The sequence below is a fragment of the Geobacillus zalihae genome (assembly GCF_030414215.1).
Classification (GTDB): Bacteria; Bacillota; Bacilli; order Bacillales; family Anoxybacillaceae; genus Geobacillus; species Geobacillus zalihae.
Window position 1 is genome coordinate 3,089,532 of the sequence record NZ_CP129217.1, and the last position, 24,219, is coordinate 3,113,750.

Below are 24,219 nucleotides of genomic sequence, written 5' to 3' on the forward strand. Positions count from 1 at the left end.
CACCCGGCCATCACCCTTCCGCTTTCAATTCGAAAATGATATCGCGCAGCTGGGCGGCCCGCTCGAAGTCGAGCGCTTTGGCCGCCTCTTTCATTTCCGCTTCGAGCTTTCGAATCAGCTCTTCCCGCTCTTGTTTCGTCATCGCTGCCGCCGGCTTTGCCTCGTACATCTCCGTCTCTTCCGCCGCATACGTCGCGCGGATGACGTCGCGAATCTCCTTTTTCACCGTGCGCGGCACGATGCCGTGCTTTCGGTTGTACTCTTCTTGAATCGCGCGGCGCCGCTTCGTCTCTTGAATGGCGATTTCCATCGATTTCGTGATCGTATCGGCGTACATGATCACATGGCCGTTCGCGTTGCGCGCCGCCCGGCCGATCGTCTGGATGAGCGAGCGCTCCGAGCGCAAAAACCCTTCTTTGTCGGCGTCCAAAATGGCGACAAGCGACACTTCTGGGATGTCGAGCCCTTCGCGAAGCAAGTTGATGCCGACCAGTACATCGTATTTGCCGAGCCGCAAATCGCGGATGATTTCAATGCGCTCGAGCGTCTTAATTTCCGAATGCAAATACGCCACCTTGATCCCCGCTTCTTTCAAATAATCGGTCAAATCCTCCGCCATCTTTTTCGTCAGCGTCGTCACCAACGTCCGCTCGTTCCGCTCGACGCGCTCATGAATTTCGCCGATCAAATCGTCGATTTGCCCTTTCGTCGGGCGGACGTCGATCGTTGGGTCGAGAAGCCCGGTCGGGCGGATGATTTGTTCGACAACGCCCGGGCTGTGTTCAAGCTCGTACGGCCCTGGCGTCGCCGAGACGTAAATAATTTGATTGATTTTTTGCTCGAACTCTTCAAACGTGAGCGGCCGGTTGTCAAGCGCCGACGGCAGGCGGAAGCCGTGGTCGACGAGCACTTGCTTGCGCGCCCGGTCGCCGTTGTACATGCCGCGCAACTGCGGCAAGGTGACGTGCGACTCATCAACGATGATCAAAAAATCGTCCGGAAAATAGTCAAGCAAGGTGTACGGCGTCGAGCCCGGCGGCCGCAGCGCCAAATGGCGCGAGTAGTTTTCGATGCCGGAACAAAAGCCCATCTCGCGCATCATTTCAAGATCATAGCGCGTCCGCTGCTCGAGCCGCTGCGCCTCCAAAAGCTTCCCTTGCGCACGCAGTTCGGCGAGCCGCTCCTCGAGCTCTTGTTCGATGTTTTGAATGGCGAGCCGCATTTTCTCCTCGCGCGTCACGAAGTGCGACGCCGGAAAAATGGCGACGTGCTCCCGCTCGCCGAGCACCTCGCCGGTCAAGGCGTCCACCTCGCGGATGCGGTCGATTTCATCGCCGAAAAATTCGACGCGAATGCAATGTTCATCGCGCGACGCGGGGAAAATTTCGACGACATCGCCGCGGACGCGGAACGTGCCGCGGCGAAAATCGATGTCATTGCGGTCGTATTGGATGTCAACGAGCCGCCGCAGCAACGCGTTGCGCTCGATTTCCATCCCGACGCGCAATGAAACGACGAGCTCCCGGTATTCTTCCGGCGACCCTAAACCGTAAATGCACGACACGCTCGCAACGATAATCACGTCCCGGCGCTCAAACAAGGCTGATGTCGCCGAGTGCCGCAATTTGTCGATTTCATCGTTGATTTTCGCGTCTTTTTCAATGTACGTATCCGTCTGCGGCACATACGCTTCCGGCTGATAGTAATCGTAATAGCTGACAAAATATTCGACGGCGTTGTGCGGGAAAAACTCTTTCAGCTCGCTGTACAATTGACCGGCGAGCGTTTTGTTGTGGGCGATGACAAGCGTCGGTTTGTTGACTTGGGCGATCACGTTCGAGATCGTAAACGTTTTGCCCGTCCCCGTCGCCCCAAGCAGCGTTTGATGTTTCACACCCCGCTGCAAGCCGTCCACAAGCTTGGCGATCGCCTGCGGCTGATCGCCTTGCGGTTCGTATGGCGACACTAATTGAAAACGGCCCTCCACCGTTTCGCCTCCTCCTTCGTACCATCTTTCCCCATTGTATCACATCGTGATGATCCATGCATCAAAAATGCGAACTCATATTCGCACCATTCTGCACAGCATTTTCCATTCCCCTAACGCGAAAAAGCGGACCCATTCATGCCCAAGGTCCGCGTCTTCGCTCCGTTCCGTTTCGACAATCCGAGGTTCAGCCGACGATGCCTTTTTCCAAAAACAGACGGTTGAACCGACAACGCCGCTTCATTTTTGCTTCAGATGGTCGAGCATGCGGCCGGCCCAAAGAAAGCCGGCGATCGTCGATGCAATGTCAGCGACGATTTCATGCAGCTCATCCGTATAGCCTTTCAAGTAGGAAGCGACAAGCAGCGCCGTCGTCAACAGCACAGCAATGTACCGATTGTACGTCACCCGCGCAAACAACAGCACCAATAGGCACGGAATGATGAGTGCCGCCAAAAACCACATGATCCATTCTCCTTTACGAAACAGCTTCAGACGCTGATGCGTTCCGATCACGGACGAACAGCAGCCCGAGTTCATGATGCTCATCCTCATAGAGCGCCCCTTGGACGAAACGGACTTCGCCGTTATGTCCGACGACATCCAACTTGCAGAACGCGCGGTTGCGTTGGAGCGCCTCGTAAAACTCGGTTTCGGTCCGCACCGGGGCGCCGTTTGTTTTGATGATGACTTCTCCGATCGAAAGCCCCATTTTTTCCGCTTTCGAGCCAGGAAGCACGCCGACAATCACTAAGCCGTGCGGATGGCGGGCAAAGCGGGGCGGACGGGCGCGGTCGGCGCGATGCCCGGAAAACGCGATCCATTCACGGCCGATGATGGCCATAGCCCCCGCCGCCACCGCCAACGGTGGATACCATAGGCCGGAAGCAGCCAATAGGGCGACAACGAACGCCAGCCGAACAACAAGCCGCCCCTCCGCGCGCGCCGCTTCCGCCGGCAGCATGTGCTGGCGGCGCTGGGAAAAGCCGAGAAGAAACGGCACGAGCCAAAATGAATAGCCGTCTCCCGGCGAAACGAGCGGCCACCAGGAAGCCGGAGGCAGCGCGCCGCCTGATACGGGCAGCACAACCGGCACAAACCAAAGACGCTGCGTCCATTGCAAGCCGACCGTCATCCCTCGCTTGCTTTTCGCAAGCTGCGGCGAGGCCGCCTCGTTTCGCGTGCGAATGATGAGCCATCCTTCCGAAAACAAAAGCAACGCAAGCCACACCGCCAAAGCCGGCGCCGCCGTCATGCCATCGGGAAGCCAGCGGGACAACGCGCCGCTTCGCTCCGCCAAGCCGAACGCGAGAAGTGCGCCGCCTGCCGTATACGCCGCTGACAACAACCGCGCTTCCATCGTCAAACTCAAGAGCACCGTCAGCACCGTCACCGCCCAAACCGCTTCCTGCGGCACCGCGATCCCGATGCCGACGGCCGCCGCCGACAACACCAGCCCAACCGTCCATCCTTTTGTCCAAAGCCCGCGCCACTCTTGCCATAGGCTGTAGACGCGCACATGAAAATCGCGGCGCTCCCGCTTCACCCGCCGCCAACCGACGGCCAAAGCGAGCGCGGCGCCATAATAAAGAAGCGGCTGCCGCCAAACCGACGCGACGCCCTCAAGCCATTCCAGCCACCATGTTGCCATCCGCTTCACCCCTTGCGTCGTTCATCATTCTTTATCTTCTATTCTACCAAATGGCATGACCAATTCCCATGCCCACAGCCATCTTTTTTCGCCAATGGCGAATCTTCGCTGTTTTCCACTTTCTTTGCCGAATCAACACTAGTTTTGTCGGCTGGGAAGGATTTTCAAAGATGCAGAGGAAAAAGGATAAACAAGACGAAACAAGGAGGAGTGAAACGATGGAATTGAAAACGTCCGACGTCGCTGCTCGCCTTGGTGTATCGCCGAAAACGATCCAGCGCTGGGTGCGCAAATACGACATTCCGTTGCGGAGAAACGAGGCCGGCCACTACTTGTTTGATGAAAAAACGGTCGCCTTGCTCGAACGTGTCAAATTTGAACAAGGCGCCGCCATGGAAGCGCCGCCAGAAGCAACACCCGAAGCACCGCCGGCCTCTAGCCGTTCTTCCACAACGCCGCCAAACGTTCCCATTCACGCTCTGTTCCAAGAATATATCGAACCGGAAATGGACCGCGTCTCCTCGCGTTTGGATGAACTCGAGCAACAATTGGAACAAAAAGCGGATGATGTTGTCTCCATTCAACTGTTGCATCACCGTCAAGAAATGGAGGAAATCGCCGCCCGCCTCGCCGTGCTGGAGCAAACGGTCGCCCGTCTTGAACAGCAGTTGAACACCCGGCCCCCATCCCCGCATGAACCGCCGAAAGAAGCGAAACGAAAACGGCGCGGCTTTAGGCGCGTGATGGGGCTGTTTGCCTGACGGGTTTCATGCAGGTTGGACCGAAAAGATCGTCGCCCTTTCAAGAAAAGATGATCGATCATTTTGTGAAGGTGTTTCACGCGTATATGATGGTGGTCATAAACGGTGCACCATTGGGCGTTGGAACACTTTCTTTTTTTGTGGCTCTTCACCAAACGTTGTACTTGACTGTTTCAGATCATGTCTGACTCACATGCATAAGGAAAAATCAGTAAATCAATGATTCTACTATATGGCGGCTCAAGAAAACGTCTTGCCTGTCAAGCCATGTTGTGATGATGAGCTTTTTTGTTTGTCATCTTCACTACTTCTTTTACGATTTCTTTACGATTTTCTTATTCTCTTTTAATCGCAGCGGCTTATAATGGGTCACGTTGTTCAATCTTCTGGTACAAGAAAGGAGGGCGTGCGAAATGGAACAAAGGGAACGAAAAGCGTTCGCCATCGCGTTCATCGTATTGGCTCTCTACCTTTCTCCGCTGTACATGTTAGGCGAACACGCCCATATTCGCGTGCACGACAATATGGATTCGAACATCGCTTGGTATCGCGTGCTCGTTCGCAGCGGCCAACTGTTCGGCCCAATCGATGCCGTCATTCCGCAAGTGATCAACGGCTTGCCGCGCAACGCCTTCGGCACCGAATTCAGCGGCATCGTGTGGCTGCACGCTTTGTTCCCCTCCATGGTGGCATACGCCCTCAGCCAGACGATCACGAGGGTATTCGCCTTTTTGGGTATGTATTGGCTGCTTAAGCGCCATTTTTTGCCTGACCGTGAATCATGGCTCATTCGCGTCGGGGTGGCGCTTGCTTTTGCGTTGACGCCGTTTTGGCCGTCCGGCATGTTAAGCACGCTTGGCATGCCGCTGGCGCTTTGGGCGTTCCTGTCAATCCGCAACGGAGAAGCGACATGGAAGGAATGGCTTGTCATTGTCTTGCTTCCGTTTTACTCCAGCTTTGTGCTTGGGTTTTTCTTTTTCTTAGCTGCGATGGCGGCGCTTTGGCTGTTTGACGGCGTTGTCCGCAAGCGGTGGAATAAGCCGTTTTTCTCTGCCATCGCCCTCATGACCGGCATCTTTTTGGCCATCGAGTACCGCCTCGTGTACTCGCTTGTCTTCAGCGGCGAACCGACGAGCCGGAACGAGTTCCTCTCCTCGCGGCTCAGCTTCGTCCACTGCCTTCGGTTGACGTTGAAAAACTATGTGCTCGGCCATACGCATGTGATGACCGTCCATGGGCCGATCATCTTGCCGGTGCTTTGGGCGGCGTTTTTTCTCGTTTTGCGCCGCCGTCAGCGCGGGCCATTGGAGCGGCGCTTCCTTTTGCTGTTTTGGTTGAACATCGCCTTATCGGCTTGGTATGCGTTTTGGTTTTACAAAGGGTGGCAGCCGCTGAAAGAACGGATTTCCCTTTTGAATACGTTCAATTTCGCCCGCTTCCATTTTTTGCGGCCGATGGTCATTTACGTCGATTTTGCCTTGGCCTTGCAAATCTTAGCCAAGGAACGGACCGCATGGCGGCGCCTCGTGCCGATCGCCTTGGCGCTGCAGCTGCTTTTGCTTGGCGGGTTTAACGAGGAAATCCGCTATCGCCTCGCTGGCACGCCGTCGTTCGAGCAGTTTTATTCCGAACATTTATTTACCAAAATCAAGCAATACATCGGCAAGCCGGTATCGTCCTACCGCGTCGCCAGCGTTGGGCTTCACCCGGCCATCGCTCAATACAACGGGTTTTATACGCTCGATACGTACAACAATTTTTACCCGTTATCGTATAAGCGGAAGTTTCGCCGCATCATTGCCAAAGAATTGGACAAAAGCCCAGTGCTGAAAGACTATTTCGACCATTGGGGCAACCGCGTCTATTTGTTTTCGGCAGAGCTCGGGAAACATTACATGTTCACGAAACGCTCGCATAAAGTCATTCGTCATTTCGAGATCGACACAAAGGCGTTCAAACAGCTTGGCGGCAAGTACATTTTTTCCTCCGTCCCGATCGAAAACGCCCGCGACATCCATCTCCGCTTCTTGCGGGCGTTCACCGATCGACAGTCAGTCTGGAAAATTTATGTATACGAAGTGGAGTGAAAGGGAGGCAAGAAACATGGTGGACAAACCATTGTTAGCCATCGTCGTCCCATGCTACAACGAAGAAGAAGTGTTGCCGGAAACGGCCCGGCGGCTGACCGCTTTGCTTGAGCAGCTGCTCGAAGAAGGAGCGGTCGCCATCGGCAGCCATATCGTGTTTGTCGACGACGGCAGCCGCGACCGGACATGGGCGCTCATTGAAGAAGAAAGCGAGCGCAACCCGTTTGTCTCCGGTGTGAAACTCGCTCGCAACGTCGGCCATCAGCGGGCGCTGCTCGCTGGGCTCGAAACCGTTCGGGCATACGCCGATTGTGCCGTGTCCATTGACGCCGATTTGCAAGATGATGTGGAGGCAATCCGCGAATTTGTGCAAAAATACCGCGAAGGGTATGACGTCGTGTATGGCGTGCGGCGGAGCCGAAAGACAGACACGTGGTTCAAGCGTACGACCGCCCAAGCCTTTTATCGGTTCATGAGGGCCATCGGAATCGAGCTGATTTACAACCACGCCGATTTCCGTCTGATGAGCAAGCGGGCGCTCGATGAACTGAGCCGTTACACGGAAGTCAATCTCTTTTTGCGCGGGTTGGTTCCGCTCGTCGGCTTCCGCTCGACGTGCGTCTTTTACGACCGGCATGAGCGGTGGGCTGGACAGTCGAAATACCCGCTCAAAAAGATGCTCGCCTTCGCCTTTGACGGCATCACGTCCTTAAGCGTCGCACCGATTCGCGCCATTACGCTCATCGGTTTTTTGGCCTTTCTCGCGAGCGGTGCGGCCGGGCTGTACGCCCTCATCAGCAAACTTCTCGGGCACGCCGAATCAGGCTGGACGTCGCTCATGATTTCCGTTTGGTTCATCGGCGGGCTGGTGCTGATGAGCCTCGGCCTCATCGGGGAATACATCGGCAAAATGTATCAAGAGGTGAAACGGCGGCCGCGGTTTGCGGTCGAAAAAACCGTGCAGCTGCCGCTTCCATCAGAAAGGGAGAAAACGCCGGCCCGCTTATAGAACGTCATAGATGATTCACGGGCCAATATAAAGATAAAAAGGACGCCTCGGGCTAAAAGCCGAGGCGCCCTTTTCTTTTTATCCGTCATCATTGGCCCGCTCACGACGGAAACAACACGCCAAGCGCTTTTTTCAGCTGCACATCATGGTTCGGATCGCGGACGGCTTCCATGATTTTCGTTTGCAGCACATCCGCCGTCGTCTCATCGATTCGTCCCGTAACCGGCAGCTGATTCGCTTTTTGGAACGCTTGAACGGCTTGTTCGGTTTCTTTGCTGAAGTAGCCGTCCGTGCGGCCCGGGTTGAAGCCAAGCCCTTTGAGCATTTTTTGCGCATTGGCGATTTGCTCGTCGTTCATGTCATACCGAAGCGGTTTTTCCACATGAAGCGGAGCGACGTGGAAATAATCCGGCTGCGCCACCGCGACATCCGGCTTGATCCCTTTTTTATGGATCCAATGCCCGTCCGGCGTCAGCCATTTGTACAGCGTCAATTTGATGTTGCTGCCGTCGCCCATCGGGATCGCCTGCTGCACCGTCCCTTTGCCGAACGTTGCCTCGCCGACCAGCTTGTAGCCGCCCGCTTCCTTCATCGCTCCCGCCAAAATTTCCGACGCGGATGCGCTTCCTTTGTCGATGAGCACAACGATCGGGTATGGCTTTTTCGCCGTTAAATCGGAATAAAACTTTTGCCGATCGCCATCGCGTTCTTCAATTTGTACATATGGTTTGCCTTTCGGGATGAGCTGTTTCAAAATTTCCTCAACGCTTTGCAAATAGCCGCCCGGATTGCCGCGCACATCGATGATCAAGCCATCAATATGTTCGGCCTCAAGCTTCGCCAATTTCTTTTTAAAATCGGCGGCCGTGTTTTCCGAAAACGACGTAATTTGCAAATAGCCCGCCTTTTTGCCGTTGTATGTTTTGATCGAGTCATACACCGTCTGAATCGGAATTTCGTCGCGGACGACTTTGACTTTCATCACGTTTTTGACGCCGGGGCGCAAAATGTCAAGCTCCACCGTTGTTCCTTTCTTGCCGCGGATTTTCAATACCGCTTCATATAAATCAAGCCCTTCCAGGCTTTCTCCGTTGACGCGCAAAATTTGATCGTTCGGCTTCAGACCCGCTTTTTCCGCCGGCGAGTTTTTGATCGGAGCCACGATCGTCACCTTGCCATCGATCATGCTCACTTCGGCGCCGATCCCCTCAAACGACGAGTCGAGCGACTCGTTGAACTGCTCCGTCGTTTCCGCATCCATGTAGACGGAATACGGGTCATGGAGCGTGTTGATCATACCTTGAATGGCGCCTTCCGTCAGTTTTTCTTCATCCACTTTCTCCACGTACCGATTCTTAATGAGCTCATACGCTTGCCGGATTTTTTTCATCTCTTCGCTGTCGTTCGTCGACTTGGACGGCTCATTCGAAACAATCGTCGAAAGCGAGCCTTCCATCGGGCGGTCCGCCAACTGAAGGCCAGCGTACGTCCCTCCCGCCCCAATGAGCATCGATATGGCCATCAATGCGGCCGTCGTCGATTTTTTCACGTTGCTTCCTCCTCACCCTATGCTTGACCTTCCCCACCGCTTGCTGCGGTGCGGGAAGGGGGCTTTCTCCTCGCTCCTCCGTCAGTGAAGCAAATGAACATCCCTTCCGCCTCAACGCTGACGGCTTTTGCAAAACACGAAAAGGAAAAGCACCGCCTCACGCCGTGCCATGCCTTTATCTTCATCATATGTTGGGCTTGTACCGAGTATGCTAGTGCGTTGCCCATCCTTTACTAGTTTACACGCTCCTTGTTGATTTCTCAACTCACACAGGGCGGAAAAAAGAGGCACCCCTCGCCCTTGGCGGCGAACGGTGCCTCTTCTTGATTCGTCTTCTTGGCACGATCTAGAATGGAAGCCAAACCAATGAGCCGCACAAAAACGAAACGCTTTCACCCCTCTTTTGGCAAGTCGATGAGCATCAACCGCGATCCTTCGTTCGTTGCGAGGCGAAGAACCGGCGTTTCCGTGATGCGGGCCGCATCGCGCCGCTCGAGATGGGCCTCGCCGTTTAACGTCAGATCCCCCTCAATGACAAAGACAAAGATGTTCCGCCCTTCCGGCTGGGTAAACGTCACCTCATGCCCGGCTTCCAAATCGGAAAGATAAATCGTCAAATCTTGATGAATGTGAGCAATCCCCGGGGAAGACGGGTGTTTCGTGACAATCGGCAGCAAGGCGTTTTTCATCTTGTCGACCGGAAACTCGGTCCGCTCGTACGACGGCGGCAATCCGTATTGTTCCGGCAAAAACCAAAGTTGCAAAAAGTTCACCTCTTCCGTCGCCGACGGGTTCACTTCCGAATGGACGATGCCGGTGCCGGCCGACATCCGCTGCACGCCGCCGAACGTTGTCACCGCCTTATGTCCGGTGCTGTCTTCATGTTGCAAATAGCCTTTAAGCACGATCGACACAATTTCCATCTCCCGGTGCGGGTGAGCGCCAAAACCGGAGAGCGGCGCAACGAAATCGTCGTTTAACACCCTTAGCGGGCCAAACTGGATGTTGTTCGGATCATAATACTCGCCAAATGAGAAGCTATGGTATGTTTTCAGCCAGCCGTAATCGGCATGATATCGGGACGACGCCCGGTCGATGCGGATCATCTTTTCCACTCCTTCATTGCAAGAAATGATGGGCCATCAAGCGCTTGCTGTTCCGAATCCGCAAGCGCCATAACCACCACCGCCTACGCTATTGATTCCCGTTTTTTTCTTGTCTCATCCTCGTTAGGCGCAACCATTTCTCTTCATTCAATAAATCTTGAATTCGAGATAATTATATAAAACTTCCGTTCGCCTGTCAACCTAAAAACAGGCGAAAAATGTCCCCCGGCTCGTAATGGGCATTTTGGACCGCTTGTCTCGCCATGTCAACGTCCGTGTCCTCAGGCAACGCGAATACCGCTTCACCGCGCTGGAAGCTGACATCCATCAGCTTGGCCCCAATCGCCCCCAGCGCTCTGGCGACATGTTGTTCACAGCCGGTGCATGTCATGCCTCGGACGGTCATTCGGTATGTTTTCATGGTAAAAATCACTCCTATCCAGAAATGTCTCTTTCTTAATTTGTTCAGATCCTCGCTCATGAAACCTATATCACTCATCCTCCTTTCGACAACGGGAAGATTTCCATTGTTGTGTACCATTATAAACAGTGTACTAAGGTACAGAGTCAAGGGGGGATGTGGTGCAGCCAAACCATTTTCCTTGATGTCAAATCAATCAAAAAAATACGCAACTTGTCCCGCCAAAAGACAGACAAGTTGCGCCATGCCACCTACCGTTCGAAATTAGAAAGGAATATAGTCAAGCGGATTGACCGCATTCGTTTTCGCCTCGTTCCAGCCGCCGCGATGCAGTTCAAAATGAAGATGCGGACCGGTCGAATGACCGGTATTGCCCATGTAGCCAATCATTTGTCCTTTACGGACGTGCTGCCCTTCGCCAACAAGACGCGCTTCTAAATGAGCGTACACGGTCGTATAGGTTTGCCCATTCATCACATGGCTGATGAAAATGACGTTGCCGTAGCTGCTAGAATAGTAGGAGCGGAACACAATGCCGTCCGCTGCAGCGACAACCGGCACAACGGGAGCTCGCTTGCCGATGTCGACCCCCGGATGGAAGTCCGTGCCGCCAAACCGGTAGCCAAAGCCCGAGGTGATCGGTCCGTTGGCTGGACGGGTAAACGCCCCGCTCGATACAGGCGGCGTGCTGCCGCCGGATGGCGTTTCTCCTGATGACGCTCCTCCACCGTTTGGCGAGGCATATGTACGTCCTCTCTGTTTCGCTTCTTCTTCGGCCCGTTTTTGCCGTTCGAGTTCGGCAATCTGCTCTTTCACCGCCGCTTCTTGCTTGGCGATCAGTTCTTTTTCTTCTTCAAGCGCCATCTTATGATCATGCTCTTCTTCCTCTTTTTGCTTCAAATCGGCCATCAGGCGATTTTTTTGTTCGAGCTGGCCGGCCAGCTCGGCCTGCAGCTGCTTCAATTCTTGCAAATCCGCTTGCAGCTTGTTCCGCTTCTCCGTCAATTCGGCTTCCTTTTTCTCTTTTAACGTTTTATCGGCTTCCTGTTCGCGGATGATTTGTTGGTCCGCTTCCATGATCGTCGTTACGGCGCTCATCCGGTCGATGAAGTCGCTGAAGCTTTGCGCGCCGAGCAACACTTCCAAGTAGCTGATCGCCCCGCCGCTTTCCTGCAAGGAACGAAGCCGCTCCTTCAAAATTTCATTCCGCTTTTCAATCCGTTCTTGAATTTCGGCAATTTCTTGTTTCAATTGGTCAATGGCCTGCTCCGTTTGGTCAATATCGGCGCTGACGCTACGGATTTTGCCGCTCGTTTCCTCAATGGCCATGTTCAGCTTTTCCATATCGTTGGCGACTTGTTTTTGCTGCGACTGAAGGGCTTCGATGTTTTTTTGCGCCTCGCTGATTTGTTCCTGCACCTCTGACCGTTTCGAACGAAGCGCGTCGATCTCGCCTCGCTTTTGTTCGATATCACGAGTGCTGACCGCATCCGCCGCCGGCGGCAGAACGCCAAGGCCGAGCGCCGCGGCGACCGCGAGCGCCATCATGTTTTTCTTTTTCATCGCTTTCCCCTCTCCCTATGATTCTTATACTTTCAAAAACTTACGCACGGACATGACGCTTCCCCAAATGCCGATGCCGGCGCCAATCACTAGCAGCAGCCCGCTTAACTGCCACATAAACGGCGAAAACGGAAGAAGTTCAAAAAACGGCAAGGAAACCCACTGTTCATACACCTGATACACGTTGTAGTACACGATCGAAAGCGCCGCGATCGGGAAGAGAGCGCCGAGCATTCCAAGCCATAGCCCTTCCAAAAAGAACGGCCAGCGGATAAACCCGTTCGTCGCACCCACGAGCCGCATAATTTCGATTTCGCGGCGGCGGGCGAAAATCGTAATTTTGATCGTGTTGGAGATGAGAAACATTGCCGTAAACAACAATCCGAGAATGAGCACGAGCCCGACGTTGCGCGCCACTTTCAGTGCGTCAAACAGCTTCTCGACCGTCCCTTGGCCATAATTGACTTTATGGACGAACGGCAATGTTTCGATTTGTTTGGCGATTTTCACTGTATCTTGCGGATGGGCCGCTTTCACGACGTATACATCGCTTAGTGGGTTGTCCTGTTCAAATAAGCGGAACGACGAGCCTTCCTCCCCCATGCTTTTGATCAGCCGCTTCAGCTCTTCGTCCTTTGATGAATAGCGCACTTCCTTCACGTTTGGAATGGCTTCAATTTGCCGGCGCAAGGCGTCTTTTTGCCGGCTGTCGGCCGTCAGCTCGATATGGACGCGAATTTCGACATCGTTTTCGACTTTTTGGGCAAAATGGTTGATGTTGAACATGACGACAAAAAAGACGCCGACAAGCAAAAGCGTCACCGTGACGGCGCTCGCGGAGGCAAACGTCATCCAACCGTTGCGGCCAAGGCTTTTGATGCTTTCCCGGACGTGGCGCTTAAACGTATGAAGCGTCATAGCCGTATTCCCCCTTCGCCTCGTCGCGGACGATTTTCCCGTTTTCGATGGCGATGACGCGCCGCCGGGTCGCGTTGACAATCTCTTTGTTGTGGGTCGCCATCACAATCGTCGTTCCCCGGTCGTTGATTTTTTCAAACAGCTCCACAATGCCCCATGAGGTTTCCGGGTCCAAGTTTCCTGTTGGTTCGTCGGCAATCACGATCTTCGGGGAGTTGACGATTGAGCGGGCGATGGAGACGCGCTGCTGTTCGCCCCCGGACAGTTCGTTCGGATAAGAGCGGATTTTATGCTTGAGGCCGACTAAGTCGAGTACTTCCATCACTTTTTTGCGGATCACTTTCGGCGATTCTTCAATGACTTCCAAGGCAAAGGCAACGTTTTCGTAAACGTTGAGCTTCGGAAGCAACTTGAAATCTTGGAACACAACACCGATATGGCGGCGCAAAAGAGGGACTTTGCTGTCTTTGAGTTTGGCAAGGTTGACGCCGTTGACCATAATGGTCCCGCTCGTCGGCTTTTCCTCGCGGTACATCATCTTAATAAACGTCGACTTCCCAGCTCCGCTGGGTCCAACGACATAGACGAATTCTCCTTGCTTGATGCGGACGTTGATGCCGTTTAACGCCACAACGCCGTTTGGATACGTTTTGTATACATCTTGCATTTCAATCATCATCATCACCTATTTTCGACTTCCCTGTTGCCATTTCTCGAGCTGTTTCGAATGAATCTTGCAAAATTCCGCAAGGATTATTATAACACGATTTTCTATTGTCGAATTTTACATTTATATTTCAAATGGGGAACAATGGAGAAACTAGGACAAAAGATGCAAAAACAGAAAACACCGCCCCGTTCTTAAGCGAACAAGGCGGTGCACCTTCCTTGAATGAAGCGATCTTTTCCTTTCAAAGAGTCAGAAACATCCGTCCATTATTTTTTCGCAGCCAGCCATTCCGCCACTTTGTCGGCGTCTTCCCCTTTAATGATTCCTGCCGGCATCGCGCCGCGGCCGTTGGCGATAATGTTTTTAATTTCATCTTTGGAATACTTGCTTCCAACCTTTTGCAAGTTCGGGCCGACCCCGCCCGACAGGTCTTGTCCATGACAGGACGCACAGTTTTGTTTAAAAATTTGCTCGGCAGCCGCTGCTGTATCCCCTCCGCCGTTGCTGCCGCCGTTTTTCTCCCCGGCATTGTCCCCGCCACCGCCGCACGCGGCAAGCGCGAGCGAAACGCCAAGGAACATCGCAGCCAATTTCCATTTCATGGCGAACTCCCCCCAGAAAACAAAAATTTCATTCTCCTTTATTATAACCGATTTCTTCCGCTTTACGTACGTTGAAATCCTTCGCCGAGCACCTCAGCGGCGTTCGCAACGATGACAAACGCTGTCGGATCAATGGTTCGGACCAATTGTTTCAATTTCGTGAACTCCGATTGCGCGACGACGCACATCAACACCGGCCGCTCATGTTCCGTGTAACCGCCATACGCGGGCAAGCGTGTCACTCCGCGGTCGATTTCGTGCAAAATGGCGCGGCGCACTTTTTCTTCTTCATTCGTAATAATAAGAGCGATTTTCGAATACCCAAGCCCGACTTGGACGAGGTCGATCGTTTTGCTCGTCACATACAACGCGATCAACGCATAGAGCGCCCGTTCAATATCAAACACAAACGCCGCGGTCAACACGATCAAGCCATCGATCAAAATGACGCACATGCCAAGCGACAGCCCGGTATATTTATGGATGATTTGCGCGGCCAAATCGGTGCCGCCGGTCGACGCCCGTCCGCGGAAGACGACGCCGAGGCCAAGCCCCACGCCGATGCCGCCAAAGATCGCGCCAAGAAGCGGATTCGTCGTCGCCGGCTCCATCCCTTTCGTCATGTAGACGACCAGCGGCAAAAACACCGTCCCGACAAACGTCTTGACGCCAAACTGACGGCCTAGCAGCACAACGCCAGCGATAAAGAGCGGAATGTTAAGCGCCCATTGGACGTAGGCAGGCTCAATGCCAAACAGCGCGTGCATAATCGTGCTCACGCCGCTTACCCCGCCCGAGGCGATCCGATTCGGCAGCAAAAACACGTTAAACGCCACCGCGACAACTGCCGCGCCGACCAGAACATACACATACTCCAAAGCTCCCTCCACCGTCGGAGGCATCGCTTTCTCTCTTCGCTTCCGCATGCTTCCCCACCCTCCTCTGTGAGTATAGCATGCCCGTTTTGGCAAGTAAATGACAGCCGGTTAACGCGATAATGGTCTGCTATGCTAAAGGAAAAAAGGACGATCCGATGATCGCCCTAGCCAAAAAATACAAGCCTCAATACACATCCCCGCGGTTGCCGATCGCCTCAATATAGATGATTCGTTCATCATGATCGATGCGAAACAAAACACGATATGTTCCGACCCGCAGCCGATATAATCCATCCTGCCCCTTCAACTTTTTTATATCCCCCTGCGGCGGGATCGCAAGCAACCCTTGCAGCCCGAAAGCGAATCGTTCTTGAACATCTTTGTCTTGACGAGCGATGAATTTGACTGCAGCCTTACGGTAAATCAACTTGTAGCCCGAATTCACGCTTGGCTTCTCCCCCGGTGATATATCCTTCATCGCTTTGCAGCTGCTGGCGCTCTTCTTCCGTCAACGCTTCTTCTTCATCTGTTTCGTCAATCCGCTCCCATACCATTCGTTCCTTTCTGGACCGATCAAGCAAGTACATCAAAAAATCGTACACTGTTTGATGATCCGTTTCATCCAACCGGTCAATCAGTTCGTAAAGCAATTGTTTGCGCACAGCCAAAGCCATCGCCCTCCTTTTGCCTTTCGTTACCTTCAGCATACCACCGGGATGCAGATGCGTCAAAATCAGAAAAATGATTTTTGAAATCGAGTAGGAGAGGGTGACTAACCCTCGTCCTCTCACACCACCGTACGTACCGTTCGGTATACGGCGGTTCCATTAAGTCTGACGCAGAGATTCATATCGTTGATAAAGACTCTTCAGCCCTTGGCTCTCCCAATAGGAGTTGCCAAGGGCTTTATGCAGGATGGGACTGGCGGCCACTCTCCAATATTTCTTCCGAGTGTTTCCCCATTCATATGCTTTCTGCTTGGGCACTCCTAAACTTTGCAGTTTTCGGACTCTGGTTCTCGGAAGTTTCCACTCTTTCCATTGGCACATGCGCAGCCTTCGTCGAATCCATCCATCTAGTTCTTTGAACACACTTGGGGTCTCTGCTAGCGAAAAGTATCCACACCATCCCAGAATGTATTGATTGAGCTGTTCGATTCGTTCGGGCATGGGAATCGGTTTCGATCGGCTCGTCATGGTGCGTATCCTTTGCTTCATGCGCCGAATGCTTTCCTTTGCAATTCGGATTTTTGGCTCCTTACTTGGGGTGAAGCTAAAACCGAGGAATTTTCTCCTCCACGGACGATCCACTGCCGATTTGGTTTCGTTGACTTTCAGCCGAAGTTTCTTTTCGATGAATGCCGTGATCGATTTCATCACCCGTTCCCCGGCCTTCTTCGTCCTTACGTAGATATTGCAGTCATCCGCATACCGTACAAACTTGTGCCCTCGTTTTTCCAATTCTTTGTCCAGCTCATCCAGGAGAATGTTGGACAGGAGTGGACTGAGCGGCCCTCCTTGTGGAGTCCCCTCTTGTGTTTCCATGACCACCCCGTTGATCATGACCCCTGCCTGTAGATACTTCCGTATCAACTTTAGGAGGATTTTGTCTGGAATTCGTTTCGCTAATATCCCCATCAGTTTGTCATGGTTGACTCGATCAAAGAACTTTTCCAAGTCGATATCTACCACCCATGTATATCCTTCCTGAATATACTGCTTCGCCTTTTTCACCGCGTCGTGTCCTCTTCGACCGGGACGAAACCCGTAGCTGTGTTCCGAAAAGGATGGGTCAAAGATCGGCGTGAGCACTTGGGCGATGGCCTGTTGGATGAACCGGTCTGTCACGGTCGGGATTCCTAGTAACCTGACTCCTCCGTTCGGTTTCGGGATTTCGACCCGTCGGACCGGGCAAGGTTCGTAGGTCCCTTCTTCTAAAGCGTGCCGTATCGCGTCCCAATGTTCCACGAGGTGTCTTCGCAGGTCTTTGACGGACATTCCATCGGTTCCATGGGACCCTTTATTCTTTTCCACTTGTTTGAGTGCTCGCAGGAGATTCTCCCGTGACAATACCTGTTTCATCCACATTCCGATTCTTCCTCTCTACGTGAACGGTCCGTTCTATTTGTGCCATCTTCTTCTCCACCCTCTTGAGGTTCCCCATGGACTTCACCATTTCCCCCTCAAGCAGGCCCTTTCGGGTTATCTGCTTCATCAAAGAAGATGAACGCCTAGTGGCCGTTCTCCTTCATGGTTCGGTCCTTCCCCTTCTATCTTAAGCTAGACGGGTACTATGACCTCTGCTGACTTCTGTCCGTTCAGCGTTGGATCGCTCCAACGGTTGCCAAGCGCACTTGGCTTCCCGGACAGACCTCCCCGGGTAAGAGTGCAGTCTTTCCTTCCATCCATCTGCTTCATTTACTCGGTATCACCTTCGGCAGAAAGGGCTTCGTTTTGTCGTGCAAACTCACCCAATGATACCCAGCCTCCTATGAAGTTCGTGTTCCTCAGACCGGAAGTTTGCCGCCCGCTTCCTTCAGATTCTGCGTCGCCGCAGACACCCTTGCGTTAAGCTAACTGCTACTTCTGCCTTCGCAGTTCGGGACTTTCACCCTATAGACTGCACCCATGCCGGGCGCACACGAAAAAGGACGATCCGATGATCGCCCTTTACTTCAACTTCGCACGCAAATACGCGTCGATGAACACATCAATTTCCCCATCCATCACCGCTTGCACATTGCCGACCTCGACGTTCGTCCGATGGTCTTTGACAAGCGAATACGGATGGAAGACGTACGAACGAATTTGGTTGCCCCAGCCGATTTCTTTTTGCTCGCCGCGCAGCTCAGCGAGTTCGGCTTGTTGCTCCTCGAGTTTCTTTTGGTACAATTTCGCCTTCAACATATTCATCGCTTTTTCGCGGTTTTTGATTTGCGACCGCTCCGATTGGCACGTGACGACAATCCCGGTCGGCAAGTGGGTGATGCGCACGGCCGAGTCGGTCGTGTTGACGTGCTGCCCGCCCGCGCCGCTTGAGCGGTACGTGTCGATTTTCAGCTCTTCCGGCCGGATCTCAATTTCAATGTTATCATCCATCTCCGGCACAACCTCGCACGACACGAACGACGTATGGCGGCGGCCTGAGGCGTCAAACGGCGAGATGCGAACCAGCCGATGCACCCCTTTTTCCGCTTTTAAATAGCCGTAGGCGTTGTGCCCTTTAATGAGCAGCGTGACGCTTTTAATCCCGGCTTCCTCGCCCGGGAGGTAATCGAGCGTCTCGACTTTAAACCCTTTTTTCTCCGCCCAGCGCGTGTACATGCGCAACAGCATCGACGCCCAGTCTTGCGACTCCGTGCCGCCCGCACCCGGGTGGAGCTCCAAAATAGCGTTGTTTTGATCGTACGGCTCATTGAGCAGCAACTGCAACTCAAACTCGCTGAAGTCTTTCATCAGCTTTTTCGCTTCCTCGACGAGCTCAGCTTGGAGCTCGTCATCCGGCTCTTCCTTGAGCAGTTCGTACGTCACTTCCAAGTTGTCAAACCGTTCTTCAAGCGAGGAAAATTCCTCGACGAGATCTTTGAGCGCATTCACTTCGGAAATGACCGCCTGCGCCGCCTTTTGATCATCCCAAAAGTTGGGCGCCGCCATTTGCTCTTCTAATTCGCGAATGCGCGCCTGCTTCGCTTCGAGGTCAAAGAGACCCCCTGATTTCCGCTAATCGCTTAGCCATTTTCTCAAGCTCTTGCTTGATTTCCACCAAATCGATCATGTTGTCCTCACCTCATCATCAATATAGTATGCCAACGATGAATGTCTGCCATTCAAAAGGGAGGCCGAGCCTCCCTTTATTATTTATAAACGGTTATACCACTCTTCCGCAACAATGTTTATATTTTTTCCCGCTCCCGCACGGGCACGGGTCGTTTCGGCCGACGCGCACCGCCTTGCGGACCGGTTTTCTCTTCGGTTCTTCGCCGTCTTCTTTCGGGTGAACCGCTTCGCCTTTGGCCACCTCTTGGCGCTCAAGGTTATGGTGAATTTCCGCCTTCATAATATAGGTGGCGACTTCCTCTTCAATCGCCGCAATCATCTCCTCAAACATGGCGTAGCCTTCCATCTGATATTCGCGCAGCGGGTCGACTTGCCCGTAGGCGCGCAAATGGATGCCTTGGCGAAGCTGCTCCATCGCGTCGATATGGTTCATCCATTTCATATCGACAGCGCGCAAGACGACGACGCGTTCAAACTCGCGCATCTGTTCCGGCGGGATTTGCGCTTCTTTCTCATCATAGCGCGCCTTCACTTTCGCCCAAATGAGCTCGATCATCTCTTCGGGCTCTTTGCCACGCAAGTCAGCTTCCGTTACATCCCCTTCCGGAAGCAGATGGGCGTTGAGATACTCAACGAGCCCTTTCAAATTCCATTCTTCGGGAACCTCTTCTTTCGGCGTATGAGCGTTGACGACGCGCTCGATCACCGATTGGATCATCTTTTCGATAATGCCGCGCAAGTTGTCGGAATCGAGCACTTCATAGCGCTGGCGGTAAATGATTTCCCGCTGTTCGCGCAGGACATCGTCATATTGAAGCAGTTGCTTGCGGGCGTCGAAGTTGTTGCCTTCGACCCGTTTTTGCGCCGACTCAACGGCCCTTGTCACCATTTTGCTTTGAATCGGCTGCGAGTCGTCCATCCCAAGGCGGTCCATCATGGCCATGAGGCTCTCGGAACCAAAGCGGCGCATCAACTCATCCTCAAGCGACAAGTAAAACTGCGACACCCCAGGATCGCCTTGGCGTCCCGAGCGGCCGCGCAGCTGGTTATCGATCCTCCGGCTTTCGTGACGCTCCGTGCCGATGACCGCGAGCCCGCCAAGCTCCTTGACCCCTTCGCCAAGCTTAATGTCCGTCCCGCGCCCGGCCATGTTCGTCGCAATCGTCACCGCGCCTTTTTGCCCCGCTTGGGCAATGATCTCCGCCTCTTTCGCATGGTTTTTCGCGTTTAAGACGTTGTGTGGGATGCCCCGTTTTTTGAGCATCTCTGACAACATCTCGGACGTTTCGATCGCCACCGTGCCGACGAGCACCGGCTGCCCTTTCGCATGGCGGGCGGCGATGTCCTCAACCACGGCGCGGAACTTCCCTTCCATCGTCCGATAAATCAAATCCGGACGGTCTTCACGAATGACCGGCCGATTCGTCGGAATGACGACGACGCGCATGTTGTAAATGTTGCGGAACTCTTCCTCTTCCGTCTTCGCCGTCCCCGTCATCCCCGCCAACTTTTCATACATGCGGAAGTAGTTTTGGAACGTAATCGTGGCTAAGGTCATCGACTCGTTTTGAATCTCGAGCCCCTCTTTCGCCTCAATGGCTTGATGAAGCCCATCGCTGTAGCGGCGGCCGTGCATCAAGCGCCCGGTGAACGGGTCGACGATGATCACTTTTCCGTCTTGCACGACGTAGTCGACATCGCGCTGCATCGTCACGTGCGCCCGCAGCGCCAGCTGAATATGGTGGTTGAGCGTGACGTGTTTCAAATCGAACAAGTTGTCGATGCCAAACGCGCGCTCCGCTTTGTTGATCCCTTCTTCCGTCAGCTGGACGCTTTTCGTCTTTTCATCGTATGTGTAATCGACATCTTTGCGCAACGTGCGGACAAACGCATTCGCCTGCACATACAGCTTGGTCGACTTCTGCGCCGTGCCGGAAATGATGAGCGGCGTCCGCGCTTCATCGATCAAAATCGAGTCAACCTCGTCGATGATCGCATAATAGAGCGGCCGCTGCACAATGTGCTCTTTATAGAGCACCATGTTGTCGCGCAAATAGTCAAAGCCAAACTCGTTGTTCGTCCCGTACGTAATGTCGGCGTTGTACGCCGCCTGCTTCTCCTCGCGCGACATGCCGCTTAAGTTCAAGCCGACGGTCATGCCTAAAAACTCATACAATTTGCCCATTTCCGTCGCATCGCGCGTCGCCAAGTATTCGTTGACTGTCACGACATGCACGCCGCGCCCCGTCAAGGCATTCAAATAGACGGGCATCGTCGCCGTCAACGTTTTCCCTTCCCCAGTTTTCATCTCGGCGATGTCGCCTTCATGCAAGACGACGCCGCCCATAATTTGCACTTTATATGGGTACAAGCCAAGGACGCGCTTCGCCCCTTCGCGCACAACGGCAAACGCCTCAACAAGCAAATCATCGAGCGATTCGCCTTGTTGGTAGCGGGCTTTGAATTCCTCGGTTTTTTGCCGCAGCTGTTCATCGGACAGTCGGGCCATCTCCGGACCGAGCGCATCCACTTGATCCGCAATTTTCTCGAGCCTTGCCAACTGACGCTTGTTCGGGTCAAATACTTTTTTTAAGACTCCAAGCATAGGAAACGCTCCTTATTTTTCATGGACTCACTTCTTCATCATATCATTTACAGGGATAGGTGACAACTGTTGCACAGGCTTAGAGAGGGGCATGTCCAAAAGAGGGAATCACGCCTTGGACGGAAGCTGCTCAATCGCCGCTTCCGCATGGTGAAGCCGCCGGTTCAGCGCATAAATTTCAAAACTTTTCTCCTCAACTTTTTCATGAATTTTGCGAAGCAATATTTGCACATCATCCACAAGCTGCGTTTCGACCCGATGAAGCGTCTCTTTCACTTCCTCCAATTCAGTTTCCACACCATTCAACCGCGTTTCCACGCCGTCCAACCGGGTCTCTACACCATTCAACCGCGTTTCCACGCCGTCCAACCGGGTCTCTACGCCGCCCAACCGCGTTTCCACACGGTCTAACCGCTCTTTCACCGCGCCCATTTCCTGTTCGAGGCCGACGAGGCGTCCGTTCATCTCCGTCAAACGGCCATCCATCTGCTCAAACCGTTGGCGAGTTTCTTCTTGGAACACCAAAAATCCTTTTTCCATGTTGTCCAACTTGGACAAAATTTGACGCAACAATTCCTCCATCGCTCTCCCCCATTTTGATTTTTCTCATGCATATTATAACATCCCCTGCCAAAAAAAGCAGGGGATGCGCACAAGAGGCAACCGTTTAATTCGCCTCGATCAATCCGTATTTTCCGTCTTTGCGGCGGTAGACGATGTTCGTCCGGTTTGTTTCCGCATTGGTGAAAATGAAGAAGTTGTGCCCCAACAAATTCATCTGCAAAATCGCTTCTTCGCTGTCCATCGGCTTCAAGCTGAAATGTTTCGTGCGCACGATTTCAAACTCCTCTTCATTATTCTCCGCCGCGGAAGCGCCGCTTGGCACAGGGGCAGCCAGCTTCGCTTCTTTCTCGCGGTCGCGCAGCTTCCGATTGACTTTCGTTTTATGTTTGCGGATTTGCCGCTCGAGCTTATCGGTTACTAAATCGATGGCCGCATACATATCTTCATGGCGCTCTTCAGCGCGCAGCAACAAATGCGGAATCGGAATGGTCACTTCGATTTTCCCTTGTCCATCGTTATAGACTTTTAAATTGACATGGACATTCACGTCATCGGTGCGATCGAAATAGCGCTCCAATTTGCCGATTTTTTTCTCCACGTACTCGCGCAGCGCTGGCGTGACTTCGATGTTTTCCCCGCGAACGTTATACATCATCGCTGACCACTCCTTATCTTTAAAACTGTAAATCCCTACACTTTTTTATTACCCATCCAATCCATGTTTCAATCAAAAATATTTTTGAAGATTTTGTGAAAAACACAGGAAAATATGGTAAGATAGACATAGGTGTTTTTTCTTATGATGTGGAAGGTACGGAGTGTGTGAACGATGCGAAAGGTCCATATTTCCCATGCGAAAAGCGGTGACGTGCTCGCTGTCGACTTGTTCGCCGCCAACGGCAGCGTCCTTTTGTCGCGCGGCGTGCGGCTGACAAGCGGCTACATCCGTTCTTTAGCACAAAAAGGGGTTCAATACATTTATATTGACGACAAACAAACATATGACATCCGCCCGCGCCCGCTCATCAGCCCGACCGTGCGCCAGCAGGCGGTGAAAAAAGTGTACGAGACGATGACGGCCTTGATCGAGCAAAAAAAGCTGCTCAGCCGCGCCTCCTCGCTCGATTTGGGAAAAGAGTATGAAAAAGTGTTCAAAGACATTTTGGACTACTTATTGAAGCAAGAAAACTTGCTCATCAACTTGTCGGATTTGGTCATCTCGAACGGCTACTTTTTCCACCACTCGGTCAACGTGGCCACCATCGCCGGCGTCATCGGCATCGCCAAAGGGTATCGCCCCCAGCAGCTGCTTGACCTCGGCATCGGCGCGCTGCTGTTTGACATCGGCATGACCCAGCTGCCTGACGGTCTTTGGCGGAAAAAAGGAGCCTTGACGGAAGAGGAAAAGGAAATCGTCCGCCGCCATACATATCTCGGCTTCGAACTGCTGCGTCGCCAGCGCAACATCTCGCTCTTTTCCGCCCACTGCGCCTTGCAGCACCACGAGCGGTGCGACGGCAGCGGCTACCCGCGCGCCTTATCGGGCAAGGAAATTCACGAATACGCCCGCATCGTCGCCATCGCCGACGTCTTTGACGCCTTGACGTCAGCGCGCTACCACCGAAGACAATACTCGCCGCACGAAGCAGCCGAATACTTATCCGCGGCGGGCGGCATTTTGGACTACGAGCTCATTAAGCTCTTTCTTTCCTACATCGCTGTCTACCCGGTCGCCACGACCGTCAAACTCAACACCGGAGAAGTCGGCGTCGTCTCGCAAGTGTTTCCGGGTTTCCCGCTCCGCCCCATCGTCCGCGTCATCAAAAATCCCGCGGGCGAGGAGCTGAAAAGTCCGTATGAGATTGACTTGCGGAAAGAGATGAACATCACGATTGTGAAGGCGGTTTGAAGCGAAAAGGACAGCACAGCGCTGTCCTTGCTTTTTTTCCGTTCTCTACTTAAACATCCGTGGCCGCCCGTACAACGAGCGAAACCGTGACAGCACGTTCCCTGCCGCTGCCCCGCGTTCCATGCCAGCTGCCACCCCGTCGGTCATTCGTTCCCGTCGCGTG

At 53.4% G+C, this 24,219-nt stretch carries 22 protein-coding genes; 4 read left to right on the plus strand and 18 right to left on the minus strand.

Translation table 11 applies throughout. The features are described from left to right. Window positions 1–10 precede the first annotated feature (10 nt). The 3 genes from uvrB to QWV57_RS15685 all read right to left on the minus strand — a co-directional run bounded on the left by uvrB (window position 11) and on the right by QWV57_RS15685 (window position 3,638). Window positions 11–1,987 carry an excinuclease ABC subunit UvrB gene (gene uvrB / locus QWV57_RS15675; protein WP_129447457.1) on the minus strand — a complete coding sequence of 659 codons (1,977 nt, stop codon included), beginning with the start codon at window positions 1,985–1,987 and terminating at the stop codon, window positions 11–13. A gap of 240 nt (window positions 1,988–2,227) precedes the next feature. Continuing rightward, complete coding sequence (locus QWV57_RS15680; protein ID WP_013146398.1) at window positions 2,228–2,452, minus strand: CsbA family protein; 225 nt, start codon at window positions 2,450–2,452, stop codon at window positions 2,228–2,230. A 13-nt stretch (window positions 2,453–2,465) separates the two neighbouring features. Continuing rightward, entirely contained in the window at window positions 2,466–3,638 is a 1,173-nt protein-coding gene (locus tag QWV57_RS15685) for a PDZ domain-containing protein (protein ID WP_033004903.1), read from the minus strand. Between the two features lie 218 nt (window positions 3,639–3,856). Between QWV57_RS15685 and QWV57_RS15690 the strand changes: the two genes are divergently transcribed. The 3 genes from QWV57_RS15690 (at window position 3,857) to QWV57_RS15700 (ending at window position 7,495) form a co-directional block, all read left to right on the plus strand. Beyond that, entirely contained in the window at window positions 3,857–4,399 is a 543-nt protein-coding gene (locus QWV57_RS15690) for a MerR family transcriptional regulator (RefSeq protein ID WP_015375808.1), read from the plus strand. A 413-nt stretch (window positions 4,400–4,812) separates the two neighbouring features. Continuing rightward, window positions 4,813–6,486 carry a DUF6044 family protein gene (locus tag QWV57_RS15695; protein ID WP_301100063.1) on the plus strand — a complete coding sequence of 558 codons (1,674 nt, stop codon included), beginning with the start codon at window positions 4,813–4,815 and terminating at the stop codon, window positions 6,484–6,486. Window positions 6,487–6,502: 16 nt separating this feature from the next. Further along, a complete protein-coding gene (locus QWV57_RS15700; RefSeq protein ID WP_301100064.1) occupies window positions 6,503–7,495 on the plus strand; it encodes a glycosyltransferase family 2 protein in 993 nt (330 codons plus the stop codon). 100 nt (window positions 7,496–7,595) lie between these two features. On the opposite strand, the gene QWV57_RS15705 is transcribed toward QWV57_RS15700, so the two are convergent. From QWV57_RS15705 to hpf, 15 genes are all read right to left on the minus strand, one after another. Next, window positions 7,596–9,044, minus strand: coding sequence for a S41 family peptidase (locus tag QWV57_RS15705; protein WP_013146403.1), 1,449 nt, complete (start codon window positions 9,042–9,044; stop codon window positions 7,596–7,598). A gap of 392 nt (window positions 9,045–9,436) precedes the next feature. Further along, a complete protein-coding gene (locus tag QWV57_RS15710; RefSeq protein WP_023633674.1) occupies window positions 9,437–10,150 on the minus strand; it encodes a pirin family protein in 714 nt (237 codons plus the stop codon). 196 nt (window positions 10,151–10,346) lie between these two features. Continuing rightward, entirely contained in the window at window positions 10,347–10,571 is a 225-nt protein-coding gene (locus QWV57_RS15715) for a heavy-metal-associated domain-containing protein (protein ID WP_015375813.1), read from the minus strand. A gap of 264 nt (window positions 10,572–10,835) precedes the next feature. After that, window positions 10,836–12,134 (minus strand): murein hydrolase activator EnvC family protein, encoded by a 1,299-nt coding sequence (locus QWV57_RS15720; RefSeq protein WP_301100066.1) that lies wholly within the window; start codon window positions 12,132–12,134, stop codon window positions 10,836–10,838. Between the two features lie 24 nt (window positions 12,135–12,158). Beyond that, window positions 12,159–13,052 (minus strand): permease-like cell division protein FtsX, encoded by an 894-nt coding sequence (ftsX, locus tag QWV57_RS15725; protein WP_301100067.1) that lies wholly within the window; start codon window positions 13,050–13,052, stop codon window positions 12,159–12,161. Continuing rightward, complete coding sequence (ftsE, locus tag QWV57_RS15730; RefSeq protein WP_011232571.1) at window positions 13,033–13,728, minus strand: cell division ATP-binding protein FtsE; 696 nt, start codon at window positions 13,726–13,728, stop codon at window positions 13,033–13,035. Before ftsE ends, ftsX begins: the two co-directional genes overlap by 20 nt. 260 nt (window positions 13,729–13,988) lie before the next feature. After that, a complete protein-coding gene (gene cccB, locus QWV57_RS15735) occupies window positions 13,989–14,324 on the minus strand; it encodes a cytochrome c551 (protein ID WP_013146412.1) in 336 nt (111 codons plus the stop codon). A gap of 62 nt (window positions 14,325–14,386) precedes the next feature. Next, window positions 14,387–15,250 carry a YitT family protein gene (locus QWV57_RS15740; protein WP_033004914.1) on the minus strand — a complete coding sequence of 288 codons (864 nt, stop codon included), beginning with the start codon at window positions 15,248–15,250 and terminating at the stop codon, window positions 14,387–14,389. A gap of 136 nt (window positions 15,251–15,386) precedes the next feature. Continuing rightward, a complete protein-coding gene (locus QWV57_RS15745; protein ID WP_060788268.1) occupies window positions 15,387–15,647 on the minus strand; it encodes a type II toxin-antitoxin system RelE family toxin in 261 nt (86 codons plus the stop codon). After that, window positions 15,616–15,876: a hypothetical protein gene (locus QWV57_RS15750; RefSeq protein ID WP_014196753.1), complete on the minus strand. Its 261-nt coding sequence runs from the start codon at window positions 15,874–15,876 to the stop codon at window positions 15,616–15,618. The genes QWV57_RS15745 and QWV57_RS15750 overlap by 32 nt, the downstream gene beginning before the upstream one ends. A 153-nt stretch (window positions 15,877–16,029) precedes the next feature. Beyond that, a complete protein-coding gene (gene ltrA / locus QWV57_RS15755; RefSeq protein WP_020754699.1) occupies window positions 16,030–17,289 on the minus strand; it encodes a group II intron reverse transcriptase/maturase in 1,260 nt (419 codons plus the stop codon). Between the two features lie 582 nt (window positions 17,290–17,871). Further along, window positions 17,872–18,976, minus strand: a protein-coding gene (gene prfB, locus QWV57_RS15760) for a peptide chain release factor 2 (RefSeq protein WP_122983794.1) whose coding sequence is annotated in 2 segments (ribosomal slippage) — window positions 17,872–18,900 and window positions 18,902–18,976 — 1,104 coding nt in all. Because the reading frame shifts where the segments join, the coding sequence is not laid out codon by codon here. A gap of 93 nt (window positions 18,977–19,069) precedes the next feature. Continuing rightward, window positions 19,070–21,583, minus strand: coding sequence for a preprotein translocase subunit SecA (gene secA / locus QWV57_RS15765; RefSeq protein WP_060788269.1), 2,514 nt, complete (start codon window positions 21,581–21,583; stop codon window positions 19,070–19,072). A gap of 108 nt (window positions 21,584–21,691) precedes the next feature. Continuing rightward, entirely contained in the window at window positions 21,692–22,165 is a 474-nt protein-coding gene (locus tag QWV57_RS15770; RefSeq protein ID WP_129447541.1) for a hypothetical protein, read from the minus strand. 85 nt (window positions 22,166–22,250) lie between these two features. Then, window positions 22,251–22,802: a ribosome hibernation-promoting factor, HPF/YfiA family gene (gene hpf, locus QWV57_RS15775; RefSeq protein WP_129447542.1), complete on the minus strand. Its 552-nt coding sequence runs from the start codon at window positions 22,800–22,802 to the stop codon at window positions 22,251–22,253. Window positions 22,803–22,976: 174 nt separating this feature from the next. On the opposite strand from hpf, the gene QWV57_RS15780 reads away from it, so the two are divergent. After that, window positions 22,977–24,056 carry an HD-GYP domain-containing protein gene (locus tag QWV57_RS15780; protein WP_015375821.1) on the plus strand — a complete coding sequence of 360 codons (1,080 nt, stop codon included), beginning with the start codon at window positions 22,977–22,979 and terminating at the stop codon, window positions 24,054–24,056. Window positions 24,057–24,219 lie beyond the last annotated feature (163 nt).

Bases quoted from the DNA above. Each gene is read 5' to 3' on its own strand.
- QWV57_RS15710 (WP_023633674.1), bottom strand. From the start codon at position 10,150: ATGATCCGCATCGACCGGGCGTCGTCCCGATATCATGCCGATTACGGC.
- ftsE (WP_011232571.1), bottom strand. From the start codon at position 13,728: ATGATTGAAATGCAAGATGTATACAAAACGTATCCAAACGGCGTTGTG.
- QWV57_RS15720 (WP_301100066.1), bottom strand. From the start codon at position 12,134: ATGAAAAAGAAAAACATGATGGCGCTCGCGGTCGCCGCGGCGCTCGGC.
- QWV57_RS15740 (WP_033004914.1), bottom strand. From the start codon at position 15,250: ATGCGGAAGCGAAGAGAGAAAGCGATGCCTCCGACGGTGGAGGGAGCT.
- QWV57_RS15715 (WP_015375813.1), bottom strand. From the start codon at position 10,571: ATGAAAACATACCGAATGACCGTCCGAGGCATGACATGCACCGGCTGT.
- ftsX (WP_301100067.1), bottom strand. From the start codon at position 13,052: ATGACGCTTCATACGTTTAAGCGCCACGTCCGGGAAAGCATCAAAAGC.
- QWV57_RS15750 (WP_014196753.1), bottom strand. From the start codon at position 15,876: ATGGCTTTGGCTGTGCGCAAACAATTGCTTTACGAACTGATTGACCGG.
- secA (WP_060788269.1), bottom strand. From the start codon at position 21,583: ATGCTTGGAGTCTTAAAAAAAGTATTTGACCCGAACAAGCGTCAGTTG.
- QWV57_RS15685 (WP_033004903.1), bottom strand. From the start codon at position 3,638: ATGGCAACATGGTGGCTGGAATGGCTTGAGGGCGTCGCGTCGGTTTGG.
- ltrA (WP_020754699.1), bottom strand. From the start codon at position 17,289: ATGTGGATGAAACAGGTATTGTCACGGGAGAATCTCCTGCGAGCACTC.
- QWV57_RS15695 (WP_301100063.1), top strand. From the start codon at position 4,813: ATGGAACAAAGGGAACGAAAAGCGTTCGCCATCGCGTTCATCGTATTG.
- QWV57_RS15690 (WP_015375808.1), top strand. From the start codon at position 3,857: ATGGAATTGAAAACGTCCGACGTCGCTGCTCGCCTTGGTGTATCGCCG.
- QWV57_RS15780 (WP_015375821.1), top strand. From the start codon at position 22,977: ATGCGAAAGGTCCATATTTCCCATGCGAAAAGCGGTGACGTGCTCGCT.
- hpf (WP_129447542.1), bottom strand. From the start codon at position 22,802: ATGATGTATAACGTTCGCGGGGAAAACATCGAAGTCACGCCAGCGCTG.
- QWV57_RS15700 (WP_301100064.1), top strand. From the start codon at position 6,503: ATGGTGGACAAACCATTGTTAGCCATCGTCGTCCCATGCTACAACGAA.
- QWV57_RS15680 (WP_013146398.1), bottom strand. From the start codon at position 2,452: ATGTGGTTTTTGGCGGCACTCATCATTCCGTGCCTATTGGTGCTGTTG.
- QWV57_RS15770 (WP_129447541.1), bottom strand. From the start codon at position 22,165: ATGGAGGAATTGTTGCGTCAAATTTTGTCCAAGTTGGACAACATGGAA.
- cccB (WP_013146412.1), bottom strand. From the start codon at position 14,324: ATGAAATGGAAATTGGCTGCGATGTTCCTTGGCGTTTCGCTCGCGCTT.